Genomic DNA, 11,434 nt, shown 5'->3' with positions numbered 1-11,434 from the left:
TTAATATTTTTTCGAGAAGATATACCGTAACCCAATAAACAGGTGATGCGTGAAATTAGGGATATGCCCGTAATACCTGCTCAGTATTTTGTACCGCTCCTTCCATGCCAACTGTTGCCGTTGTTTGGAAGTGCCTCCCACCCTGAACTTCGACACGGTGATGTGCGTATTGCAAATATGACGGGAAGCCTTTAATGTTCTGATCATCCAGTCGATGTCTGCACATACTTTATATTGCAGATCGTAGAGCGGGCTCAGTTTCCGGCGTATGATATATGCCTGGTGAGACACCACCATGCCATGTTTCAGGCTTTTCCAGTTGAGCTGCGCCGGTACTTTATGCGGCGTTTGCTCAGAGCGCAACCCCAGTTCATTGCCATGCTCGTCGATGAACATCGCTTCTCCGTAATATACGTCAGCATCCGGGCAGCTGTGCATCATTTTTTCGATCACGGTATCATCCGCAAGGACATCGTCTGCATTGAGGAACAGCAGGTATTCGCCGGTAGCCAGCTGCATCCCTTTGTTCATGGCGTCATACAGGCCGTTGTCTTTCTCTGATACCACCCGGGCGATGCGGGAGCGGTGTGGTGCTATCACTTCCAGCGTATTGTCTTTCGACGCACCGTCTATAATGATATATTCGATATGCGGGTACGTCTGTGACAGCACGCTTTTGATGGTGCTTTCAATAAACCTGCCTGCATTGTAACATACCGTAATAATACTGACAACCGCTGATGATCGTTTATCCGACACAGTTATAGCTTTAAAATTTATTGATCACTTCCACTACCTTTTCTATGTCTGCGGTGGTATGGCAGTAGGAACATGGCAGGCTGAGGGTAGTACGGTGTATCTCTTCGGAGATCGGGTACGAATCACCTTCAATAATGCCTTTCATCGCTTTCTGCCGGTGCGGCGGCAACGGGTAGTGGATATCTGTTTTTACGCCATTGTCCAGCAGGAACTGTTTCAGTTCATCGCGGCGCTCGTGACGGATATTGTAGATATGGTACACATCAAAATAGTCAGGGTGTACCACTGGTTTGATAAAATCGTTTTTCAGCCCCTGGTGATAAACATCGGCCAGTTTTCTTTTATGTTCGGTGATCTGTGCCAGGTATTTGAACTTCACGCTCAGAAAAGCAGCCTGTACTTCATCCAGGCGGGAGTTGTAGCCTACCACTTCATTGTAGTACTTAACATCGGAGCCATAGTTGCGCAGCCGGCGGACAGCGGTGGCCAGTTCATCATCATTGCAAAGCACAGCGCCAGCGTCGCCGAGGGCGCCGAGATTTTTGGTCGGATAAAAACTGAATGCGCCGAATTCACCGAAAGTACCGGTCAGCTGCCCTTTGAAAGAGGCGGCATGTGACTGGGCGCAATCTTCTATCAGCACCAGGTTATATTTTTCCTTGATGGCCATGATCTTGTCCATCTCACAGCTTTTACCATACAGGTGTACCACCATGATGGCACGGGTACGGGACGTGATCGCTGCCGGAATTTTTTCCGGGTCAATATTATAGGTATTGATGTCCGGTTCCACCAGTACGGGTTTCAGGCCGCACTGCGCTATAGACAGGATGGTGGCGATATACGTATTGGAAGGCACGATCACTTCATCGCCCGGGGCGAAGTTGAAGGCGCGCAGGCTCAGGATCAGCGCATCGAGGCCGTTGGCCAGCCCGAGGCAGTGTTTTACACCATGATAAGCAGCGTAATCGGTTTCAAATTCCTTTACTTTATTGCCCAGTATATACCAGCCGCTTTCCAAAGTATCATTGAAAGCCGCTCTGAATTCATCAAAGAAAGGCTTGTTCAGTAAGCCGAGGTTCTCATAATCGATCATAACCTGTCAATTGTCGTAAGGTTCGTAAATATAATCCGCCGGGTCGAAAGGGGTGGACGCCATCACCAGCAATACCGCGTCGGGCGTAAAGTGGTGCATGGTGTGCCAGTCTTCCGGTTCCAGTATCAGGCATTTGTTGGGATGGTCCAGCACGAAGTCGGTCTGCTCTCCTTTGCCATTGTTGTTGGACACAATACAGCTGCCATGCACGCAGATGGCGGCCTGTATGGTACGGTGATGCCGGTGGCCGCCTCTTACGGAATCATCCACGCCATAGATATAAAAGATCCTTTTGATATCGAAAGGGATCTGTTTTTCTATGACGGTAAGGTTCCCCCGTTTATCGCTGTGTGTCGTCAGATTGATGATATGTGCCATACGTTGTATTTAAATCCCGGATTCCTTCAGGGGATATATATGATAAACATTTCTCAGTTTACGCCAGATGGTGACCAGCGTAGCTTTCAGGCCTGATGGCCGGGGCCTCGCGCCATGCGGGTCAAATGACGGGTCTACCGCCTGTATCCTCCGCTTGCATGCCTCCAGTTCCAGGATATATGGTTCATAGAACAACTTTTTTACGGCCGGCGTGATAATACGCCTGCCCAGTTCTATGGTATTATCGGTAAAATACTTCAGGTAATGGAAATGGTAAAATATCGGGTCAAATTCCTTACCGGTGCTGATTTCACGGCAACGCAGCCTGTCACCGTTTTTAAAGACGTCGTACTGCTGGATATTCCAGAGGGCAAGACCGCCGCCCAGGTTTTCCATCACCCATACGTTCAGGAAACGGGAAGGCCAGTCGTCCAGGTACTTCTGGTCGCCGAACTTGCCGTCTTCATGGCGGTCGTAACACCAGTCGAGACAGGCGTTGCGCCACCACTGCAATGCTTCCATGCCCCAGCGGTTGTTGCGGAAAGTGATGTACTGCACGCAATACTTGCCGCTCAATTTACTTTTATCGTACTGCGGCGTATAACGATGCTCGGTGATCATCACGGAATGGTTGCCCATCTCCTCCATCAGCACATGAGGATCGTTATAAAAAAGCAGGTCCGCATCGATATAGGTACAATGCGGCAACTGAAACTGTTGAATACAATATAAAATCGTGGAAGAGCTACAGGTCCAGCAGTATTCCGCACGGTTGCGGCCTGGCTTCACCTTCAGCAGCTCCGGGTCTTCAAATTCCGCCAGGGAGATCACTGTCAGGTGCGGCAGCGCCATCTTCCGCAATACAGACAGACATTTGTCGTCAAAAGCAAAAACGTACAGGTGGAAATCGGAACATACCGCTGCCAGCGAAGTGTACATGGCCAGCCCACGGGACAAATAATTACTGTCAAACAGCGTACAATAATATAATGTAGTATCTCTTTCGTTCATAATCAGGTTTTATTCCTTCTCCGTTTCCAGGATAATGGTTTTGCGAAACCACCCGGGAAACAGCCCTCCAAGCACATCTATCAGCTTAAAGCCGGCCGACACGTACAACTTCCTTTTCACATGCAGTCCGCCTACTGCCTGCAGCAGCTCATAAAAATCGCGAACAGACAGCTGATGGATATGCCCGGTATTGTACCAGCGATAGCCAAACAGCATCCGGGTAGGCATTCTGCCGTTGACCAGCATGTCCAGGCGGTTCATAAAGTAGGCAAAGTTAGGAAATGAGACGATCTGACGGCGGGAAACCCTTTTCATCTCTGCCAATAACTTCTCCGGGTACATCACCATCTGGATGGTCACGTTGCATACTGCCACATCAAATTCGTTGTCTTCATAGGGCAACGTTTCATCAATGCGCCCCACTATCACGTCCAGTCCTTTCTGCCGGCATATCTCCACACCAGACCCGGAAAGTTCCATGCCCTTACAGCTGCATTGTGCCTCCTGTTGCATGGCCTCGATCAGCAACCCATTGCCGCAGCCCAGGTCCAATACTTTGTTTCCCTTGTCCAGTAAACTGATAATTTTACTGTATTCTGGTCTTCTGTTGACTGGAATCCCCGAATAGTCATAATTCCGGTTGTCATTGCGCATGAATATGGTGTTTTGATCGTTGATGCCGGCAGCCGGCCACATATCCGCTCACCTCCTTAAATGCCCGGCATTCTTATCTTTTTTTGATAAATCGTTTGATCTTCTGGACCAGGCCCAGTTTGGTGGACCTGAAATAGTCCTCAAAGGCTGCCGTTCCCTGCACACTGGCCTCCAGTGGCAATTTCTGCAATTGTATCGGTGTAGGTGACATCACCACTTCGTACTTCTCAGTATCCGCCTCATCCATATGCGTGGCAGATTCATCACCTCCGATGTTCTGCACCAGGGAACGGGACGGATATAAAGTCAGCATATTCTTCAGAAATGCGGAAGCATTCCAGCGGATAGCCCAGGAGTCGTTCTGGCCGCTGATCTGCTTGCGCAGCATTTTCATATAATCGTAGGTGTTATTAAAGTTAAATGCCCTACCCTCTCCTTTCAGGCGGATGGCATCATACAGTTTCTGTCCGTCGGGCTCAAACTGTTTCCAGGCGCGGGCCCAGGTGGCCCATCCCCAGCAGTCGGCCCCGCGGATAAAAAATGTTTCCGGCATTTTCTCCAGCAACGGATAAAGGTATCCGTGGATAGAAGCTACCTGCGGGTCGTCTTCATACAGGTCCAGCCCCTCGTTCATATACCGGAGGAAATAAGGCGACAGTACCAGGTCATCTTCCACGATGATAGCTTTGCCGTGTTTTTCAATGACTTCCGTTACGCCGGTGATCACCGATTTGGCGAGGCCGTAGTTCTGTACCCGCTCGGCAATATGTACCGTGCCGCACCACTTACGGCTGCGGATCACCTCCCGGGTGGCGGCAATCTGCTGCAACGTTTCTGCAGTAGCTCCTTCTTTCGGCCCATCCGCAAAAACATACAACTCACTCTCCGCCGCTTCCGGATTGAGCGCCAGGCTCTCCAGGGCTTTTCTGGTGATCTCCGGCCGCTTAAATGCGAAAAAAATAATCGGTGCTAATGTAGACATACGCTATTGATTATAATACTGCCGACAAGGCCGGCACTATTAGTACCTTACAAAATAAATTCATTATTGGGAGAACTGCAAAAACCATGAAAAAAATTACTTACTTGTTGTTCTTTCATACACAATTCCTAATACAAACCACCCCCGCTGGAAGATTCTTTCTATATTTGCGCTTCATAAAACAGGTAATGGGGATCATCCGAAAACAGAGCTTTTATTCATCCATATTCATCTACATAGGGTTTGCCTTCGGCGCCGTTAATCTGATCATGCTGATGCCGAAGATCTTCTCCAAAGAAGAAATCGGCCTTACCCGCGTACTGATCGACGTCAGCACGCTGCTGGCCACGGTGGCCTCCCTTGGCGCCGTTCCGGTGATCAATAAGTTCTTCCCCTTTTATCACGACTATCTCAAACCGGAGAAAAACGACCTGCCCAAACTCACCCTCATCGTGTCCCTTATAGGGTTTATGCTGTTTGTGGCGTTCTCTGTTATATTCAAAGGACTGATTATCCGCAAGTTCAGCGGCAATTCCCCGCTCTTCATCACTTATTTTTCCGCGATCTATCCCCTCACCTTTTTTATACTGGCCTTTAACATGCTCGAAGGCTTTGCCTGGGGCCTGCACAAAACGGTGGCGTCCAATTTTCTGAAGGAAGGCGGTATCCGTATCATCTCCACCGTGATGCTGCTGGTCTTTGCTTTTGCCCATATCAGCTTTGCGCAATATATCAATGTATTCAGCCTGCCTTATGCTGTTGCCGCTATCGCGCTGTTAGTCATATTATGGCGTACCGGTCAGCTGAAATTCAGTGGTGGCGGTATCAGCAATGTTACCCGCCGTTTGGGCAAACGTATGTTTATCTTCAGCAGCTATGTGTTTTCTTCCAATGTGTTCACCCTGCTGCGGAAAACCAACGATATCCTCATTATCTCCAGCATCAGCGGACTGGAAAATGCGGGCCTTTTCTCCTATGCCACATTTGTGATCAGCTTTATGGAGGTGCCGCAACGCAGCATGTACGCTATCACTACGCCCATTCTGGCCACCGCCTGGAAAAACAGGGACATGGCCAAAATACAGGAGCTGTACACCAAAAGCTCTATCACCCTGTCTATAGCCGGCGTCGGCATTTTCGGGGCCATATGGCTCTCTGTCAATAACCTGGTATTGTACCTGGGTCCCGGATGGCACCTGATCGTTCAGATCATCTTTATTCTCGGGCTTGCTAAAATGATCGACCTGGTGACAGGCATCAACAACCAGATCATTCAAACTTCCAACTACTGGCGCTTTGATTTTGTCAGTTCCATTGTGGTGGTGTTTATTTCCTTTTTCTGCAACCTGTACCTCCAAAGACGCATTGGCACGGTGGGCGCGGCTTACGCGGACCTTGTCACCGTAGCGATCTTCAACCTCGCGCGTTATCTTTTTATCTGGATACGGTTTGGTATGCAGCCTTTAAGCCTCAAAACCCTGTATGCGCTGCTGTTAGGCATCGGAGGCGTGTTGCTGGTGCAACAGCTCCCCTTCATGTTCAACATGTATGTAGACACCATCGTCCGCTCAGTCCTTTTCATGGGCCTGTTCGGTGTTGCGGTGATCAACACACGCTTGTCGGAAGATGTCAACAATGCCTGGGAAATAGTAAAAGGAAAGATAGGGCTTCGCTACTAAAGCCTGCCGCCACCGGCGAAATACCGCTTCCAGTAAGGCTCGTTCAGATCACTGATCATCACGCCGTTGCTCGTGGACGCATGCACAAATTTATCATTGTCGAGGTAGATGCCCACATGCGAGATACGTTTATGGTGGATCTTGAAGAAGACCAGATCACCTTCCCGGAGGTCACGCTCTTTTAAGTGTTGTCTTACCTTACTGTACAGTTCCACGGAATTACCCGTCAGCGCATACTGGAACACGGCGCTCACCAGCGTATTCACAAAGCCGGAGCAATCAATACCGTCGCGGGTTTTACCACCCAGCCGGTAAGGCGTGCCCCACCATTCTTCAATAAAGTTATACAGACTATAGTTTAATACGTTTTCCACCGGCACGTCCAGCAACTGCGCATATTTGAACTGCCAGCTCTGGGCATTTTCCAGGTTGGCGCTGGCATAGGTAACATTTTTACCGATGCTCACATTTTTGTTGCTGTTATAGGAAGAAGAGCCGTGCGTGCGCCCCGGGGTATTGATATGGTCCAGGAAGGTAATGCGTCGGGATTCAGACACGGTCGGCGTGTTGCCATGCTTCACGGTACTTTTTTTGATGGTAGAACAGGAACCTAATGCCATTGCACAAACCGATAATTTCATCCATAAATGTCCCTTAATACTCATCATAGTGTCTGGTTAAAAAAATTTTGCGCTAAAATATTGATTTATGACTAATTATGAACGCAAATAATGGATTTTTATTGAACCAAATTCTATCGTACTTTTGACGCCTGACGAAACAGCTTAGCAGATGATCTTTTCCCACTTACATGTACACACGCAATTTTCCTTACTGGATGGTGCAGCCGATATCAAATCACTGTACAAAAAAGCCATGGCCTCCAATCAGCCGGCACTGGCCATCACGGACCATGGAAATATGTTTGGTGCCTTCCAGTTTGTGGCAGAAGCGTATAACAACAAACTCAATCCCGGTGATCCAAAGGATAAAAGACTCAAAGTAAAACCCATCGTGGGGTGTGAGTTCTACCTCGTGGAAAACCGCCACAAACGCGCCTTCACACGCGAAGAGAAAGATATCCGTTACCATCAGGTGTTACTGGCCAAAGACGACGAAGGATACCGTAACCTGATCAAACTCTGTTCTCTTGGTTATATGGAAGGCCTTTATGGCAAATATCCGCGTATCGACAAAGAGCTGATATTACAATACCACAAAGGCCTGATCGCCACTACCTGCTGCCTCGGCGCCTCCGTGCCTAAAACCATCCTGCGAAAAGGAGAAGAAGAAGGCGAAAAGGAATTTAAATGGTGGCTCGATATCTTCGGTGACGATTTTTATGTGGAAATGCAGCGCCATGGCATCCCTGAGCAAGACCAGGTCAACCATGTGCTGCTGAAATACGCCGCCAAATACAATGTGAAAATCATCGCCTCCAACGACTCCCACTACGTGGACCAGGCAGATGCCAACGCACACGACATCCTGCTCTGTATCAACACCGGCGAGAAAAAAAGCACGCCTACCAACAAAGAATTTTCTGACGACGAAGCGGCACCTAAAAACACCCGCTTCGCATTCTATAACGATCAGTTCTATTTTAAGACCACGGAGGAAATGACCGCGCTGTTCCATGACCTCCCGCAGGCAATAGACAACACCAACGAGATCGTGGACAAAGTACAGCTGCTGGACCTGAAGCGCGACATCCTGCTGCCCAACTTCCCCATCCCGAAAGAGTTCCTCACGCAGGACCAGTACCTGCGGCACCTCACCTACGAAGGCGCCCGCACCCGGTACCGGGAAATGACCGCGGACATTGAAGAACGTATCAACTTTGAATTGCAGGTAATCGAAAACATGGGTTTTGCCGGTTACTTCCTCATCGTATCGGACTTCATTAAAGCAGGACGTGACCTCGGCGTATTCATCGGCCCGGGCCGCGGTTCCGCCGCCGGTTCAGCCGTGGCCTACTGTATCGGCATCACCAATATCGACCCGATCAAATACAACCTCCTGTTCGAACGTTTCCTCAACCCGGACCGTAAGAGCATGCCCGATATTGATACGGACTTCGATGATGAAGGCCGTCAGAAAGTAATTGACTACGTAGTACAGAAATACGGCCGCAACCAGGTAGCGCAGATCATCACCTACGGTACCATGGCCGCCAAAATGAGTATCAAAGACGTTGCCCGTGTAATGGACCTGCCACTGGTGGAATCCAACTCGCTGGCCAAACTGGTGCCGGAAAAACCCGGCATCCAGCTGGACCGTATCTTCAACGCCCCGTTGGAAGGCGACAAGAGCCTGGCAGATAAAGAAGGCCTCGCTGGCGAAGACATTGAAAACGTAAAACGCCTTCGTGAACTGATCAAAGGAGAAGACCTGCAGGGCGAAGTGCTCCGCGAAGCCTGCGTACTGGAAGGGTCTGTCCGTAACACCGGTATCCACGCGGCTGGTATCATCATTGCCCCGCAAGACCTGTACGACCTCATCCCCGTATCCACCGCCAAAGACTCTGACCTCCTCGTTACCCAGTTCGAGGGCAGCATCATCGAATCTGCCGGCGTAATCAAGATGGACTTTTTGGGCCTGAAAACCCTTACCATCATCAAAGGCGCTCTGGAACTGATCCGCATGAACCATGGCGTGGAAATTGAAATCGACAATATTCCGCTGGACGACGCGCTGACATATGAACTGTACCAGAAAGGCGAAACCAACGCCACGTTCCAGTTCGAGTCGCCCGGCATGCAGAAATACCTCCGCGAACTGAAACCGGACCGTTTCGATGACCTCATCGCGATGAACGCCTTGTACCGTCCGGGACCGCTCGAGTACATCCCGTCCTTCATCCGCCGTAAACACGGCCTGGAGCCGGTTACATTCGACCTACCGGACATGGAGGAACACCTCGCGGAAACCTACGGTATCTGCGTATACCAGGAACAGGTAATGTTGCTCAGCCAGAAGCTGGCCAACTTCTCCCGTGGTGATGCGGACATCCTCCGTAAAGCGATGGGTAAAAAACAAATCGCGGTACTGAACAAGATGAAGGCCCAGTTCATGGAAGGTTGCGCCTCCCATGGCTACGACCTGAAAGTCTGCGAAAAAGTATGGACCGACTGGGAAGCCTTCGCCTCCTATGCGTTCAATAAATCGCACGCCACCTGCTACGCCTTCGTGGCCTACCAGACCGCCTACCTCAAAGCCCACTACCCTTCCGAATACATGGCGTCTGTACTGAACTGCGCCAGTAACATTGAGAAGATCACCTTCTTCATGGAAGAATGTAAACGCATGGGCATCGACGTATTGCCGCCGGATGTGAACGAATCCCTGAAAGGCTTCGCGGTGAACAAAAAAGGACAGATCCGTTTCGGCCTTGGTGGCCTGAAAGGCGTGGGTGAAGCCGCCGTGGAAAACCTCCTCGAAGAAAGGAAAAAAGACGGCCCTTTCAAAACAGTGTTCGACTTCATCAAACGTGTGAACCAACGCGCTGTCAATAAAAAATCACTCGAGGCCCTGATTATGTCCGGCGCTTTCGACTGCTTCCCGGAATTCCACCGGGCACAGTATTTCCACAAACCGGAAAACGAGCCCATGAACGGGCTTGATAAAATCGTGAAATTCGGCCAACAGGTGTCGGCAGGCTCTTCCAACCTTGGCAGCCTCTTCGGTGCTGAAGACATGCCGGACGTGGAACCACCCAAAATTCCCAACTGTGACCCCTGGCCGCTGATCATGAAGCTCAATAACGAACGGGACATTACCGGTATCTATATCTCCGGCCATCCGCTGGACGATTACCGTTTTGAACTGAAGCATTACCATATGAACACCGTGCAGGAGCTTGTGGAGTACCAGGCAGAGATCAGCGCGCCCGGCAGTTCCGGCGGCCGCTCCCGCGAACGGAATTTCCGCCTGGCGGTGTATGTCACCAATGCCCAGGAAAGGATTTCCCGCAACAACCGGCAGTTTGGCGTTATGACGATCGAAGACTACAGCGGCAAATTTGAATTTGCCCTGTGGAGCGAGGACTTCATCCGGTTTGCACCTTACCTGAAACCCGGCCTCTGCCTGTTTATCAACGGCGGCTTTAAATCCAAGCGCTTTAATGACAACGAATACGAGTTTAAGGTAAGTAGCATCCAGCTGCTGCAGGAAGTGAAGAAAACACATACCAAACAGGTGTTCCTGGCCACTTCCCCTAAACTGCTGAACCGCGAAACGGTAGACTTCCTCGTGGAAAACATCAACCGCTATCCCGGTAACAGTCAACTGCATCTGCAGCTCGTAGATATAGACGATAATCTGCAGGTAAAAATGCATACTTTCAACAGAAACATCGAGATGAATGACGAGTTGGCGCATTTCCTGCGAAAACAACCGGACCTCGATGTCTATATCGAGATAATCAATAAGTAAGATGTCAAAAAAGCAGTAATTTGCACTCGGTTCAAGTTTTGATCATATACACCAGTAGACAATCAAAAACAATCATTAATAAACACCTTTAAATTATAATATCTTATGGCTTTAGAATTCACAGACGCGAACTTCCAGACGGAAGTGCTGGATTCCGATAAATTAACAGTAGTTGATTTTTGGGCAGAATGGTGCGGTCCCTGCCGGGCTATCGGACCAGTTATTGAAGAACTGTCTAAAGATTACGCTGGTAAAGTAAACATCGGTAAAGTAAATGTTGACGTGAACCCGCAAATCTCTATCGACTACGGTATCACCAGCATTCCTGCTATCCTGTTCATCAAAGATGGCAAGGTGGTAGACAAGCAAGTAGGCGCAGTTCCGAAAGCTGTTCTGGACAAAAAAATACAGGCCAACCTGTAATGATATAAACGAAACTGA

10 protein-coding genes are annotated in these 11,434 nt (G+C 49.5%); 3 read left to right on the top strand and 7 right to left on the bottom strand.

The annotated features are described in order from the left end of the window. The 6 genes from ACTJJS_RS11410 to ACTJJS_RS11385 form a co-directional block, all read right to left on the bottom strand. On the bottom strand, window positions 1-759 hold the full coding sequence (locus tag ACTJJS_RS11410) for a glycosyltransferase family 2 protein (protein ID WP_440663789.1): 759 nt from the start codon (window positions 757-759) through the stop codon (window positions 1-3). Window positions 760-769: 10 nt separating this feature from the next. Continuing rightward, on the bottom strand, window positions 770-1,855 hold the full coding sequence (locus tag ACTJJS_RS11405; protein ID WP_440663788.1) for a DegT/DnrJ/EryC1/StrS family aminotransferase: 1,086 nt from the start codon (window positions 1,853-1,855) through the stop codon (window positions 770-772). A 6-nt stretch (window positions 1,856-1,861) separates the two neighbouring features. After that, the gene (locus tag ACTJJS_RS11400) at window positions 1,862-2,233 is read right to left on the bottom strand and encodes a sugar 3,4-ketoisomerase (RefSeq protein ID WP_168873053.1); all 372 of its coding nucleotides are present in this window, start codon (window positions 2,231-2,233) and stop codon (window positions 1,862-1,864) included. Window positions 2,234-2,242: 9 nt separating this feature from the next. Beyond that, the gene (locus ACTJJS_RS11395) at window positions 2,243-3,244 is read right to left on the bottom strand and encodes a glycosyl transferase (protein ID WP_168873052.1); all 1,002 of its coding nucleotides are present in this window, start codon (window positions 3,242-3,244) and stop codon (window positions 2,243-2,245) included. 9 nt (window positions 3,245-3,253) lie between these two features. Next, window positions 3,254-3,898, bottom strand: a complete 645-nt coding sequence (locus ACTJJS_RS11390; protein WP_440663787.1) for a methionine biosynthesis protein MetW — start codon at window positions 3,896-3,898, stop codon at window positions 3,254-3,256. A 73-nt stretch (window positions 3,899-3,971) separates the two neighbouring features. Then, window positions 3,972-4,880: a sugar transferase gene (locus tag ACTJJS_RS11385; RefSeq protein ID WP_343745578.1), complete on the bottom strand. Its 909-nt coding sequence runs from the start codon at window positions 4,878-4,880 to the stop codon at window positions 3,972-3,974. Window positions 4,881-5,068: 188 nt separating this feature from the next. Between ACTJJS_RS11385 and ACTJJS_RS11380 the strand changes: the two genes are divergently transcribed. Further along, complete coding sequence (locus ACTJJS_RS11380; protein ID WP_168873049.1) at window positions 5,069-6,559, top strand: lipopolysaccharide biosynthesis protein; 1,491 nt, start codon at window positions 5,069-5,071, stop codon at window positions 6,557-6,559. On the opposite strand, the gene ACTJJS_RS11375 is transcribed toward ACTJJS_RS11380, so the two are convergent. Beyond that, complete coding sequence (locus ACTJJS_RS11375; RefSeq protein WP_440663786.1) at window positions 6,556-7,227, bottom strand: C40 family peptidase; 672 nt, start codon at window positions 7,225-7,227, stop codon at window positions 6,556-6,558. The genes ACTJJS_RS11380 and ACTJJS_RS11375 overlap by 4 nt on opposite strands. A gap of 124 nt (window positions 7,228-7,351) precedes the next feature. On the opposite strand from ACTJJS_RS11375, the gene dnaE reads away from it, so the two are divergent. Both dnaE and trxA read left to right on the top strand, forming a co-directional pair. Then, the gene (gene dnaE, locus ACTJJS_RS11370; RefSeq protein WP_440663785.1) at window positions 7,352-10,993 is read left to right on the top strand and encodes a DNA polymerase III subunit alpha; all 3,642 of its coding nucleotides are present in this window, start codon (window positions 7,352-7,354) and stop codon (window positions 10,991-10,993) included. 105 nt (window positions 10,994-11,098) lie between these two features. Continuing rightward, window positions 11,099-11,416 (top strand): thioredoxin, encoded by a 318-nt coding sequence (gene trxA, locus ACTJJS_RS11365; protein ID WP_168873046.1) that lies wholly within the window; start codon window positions 11,099-11,101, stop codon window positions 11,414-11,416. The last annotated feature ends 18 nt before the right edge of the window (window positions 11,417-11,434 follow it).

This window comes from Chitinophaga sp. 22308 (genome assembly GCF_052045305.1).
In the GTDB taxonomy this organism is placed as follows: Bacteria; Bacteroidota; Bacteroidia; order Chitinophagales; family Chitinophagaceae; genus Chitinophaga; species Chitinophaga varians_A.
The sequence above is the reverse complement of the archived record's forward strand: the minus strand, read 5'-3'. Positions and strand labels throughout refer to the sequence as shown.

What these genes read in the sequence shown, in the direction of transcription:
- ACTJJS_RS11405 (WP_440663788.1), bottom strand. Translation starts at nt 1,855, where the DNA reads ATGATCGATTATGAGAACCTCGGCTTACTGAACAAGCCTTTCTTTGAT.
- ACTJJS_RS11400 (WP_168873053.1), bottom strand. Translation starts at nt 2,233, where the DNA reads ATGGCACATATCATCAATCTGACGACACACAGCGATAAACGGGGGAAC.
- ACTJJS_RS11395 (WP_168873052.1), bottom strand. Translation starts at nt 3,244, where the DNA reads ATGAACGAAAGAGATACTACATTATATTATTGTACGCTGTTTGACAGT.
- ACTJJS_RS11390 (WP_440663787.1), bottom strand. Translation starts at nt 3,898, where the DNA reads ATGCGCAATGACAACCGGAATTATGACTATTCGGGGATTCCAGTCAAC.
- ACTJJS_RS11385 (WP_343745578.1), bottom strand. Translation starts at nt 4,880, where the DNA reads ATGTCTACATTAGCACCGATTATTTTTTTCGCATTTAAGCGGCCGGAG.
- ACTJJS_RS11380 (WP_168873049.1), top strand. Translation starts at nt 5,069, where the DNA reads ATGGGGATCATCCGAAAACAGAGCTTTTATTCATCCATATTCATCTAC.
- ACTJJS_RS11375 (WP_440663786.1), bottom strand. Translation starts at nt 7,227, where the DNA reads ATGATGAGTATTAAGGGACATTTATGGATGAAATTATCGGTTTGTGCA.
- dnaE (WP_440663785.1), top strand. Translation starts at nt 7,352, where the DNA reads ATGATCTTTTCCCACTTACATGTACACACGCAATTTTCCTTACTGGAT.
- trxA (WP_168873046.1), top strand. Translation starts at nt 11,099, where the DNA reads ATGGCTTTAGAATTCACAGACGCGAACTTCCAGACGGAAGTGCTGGAT.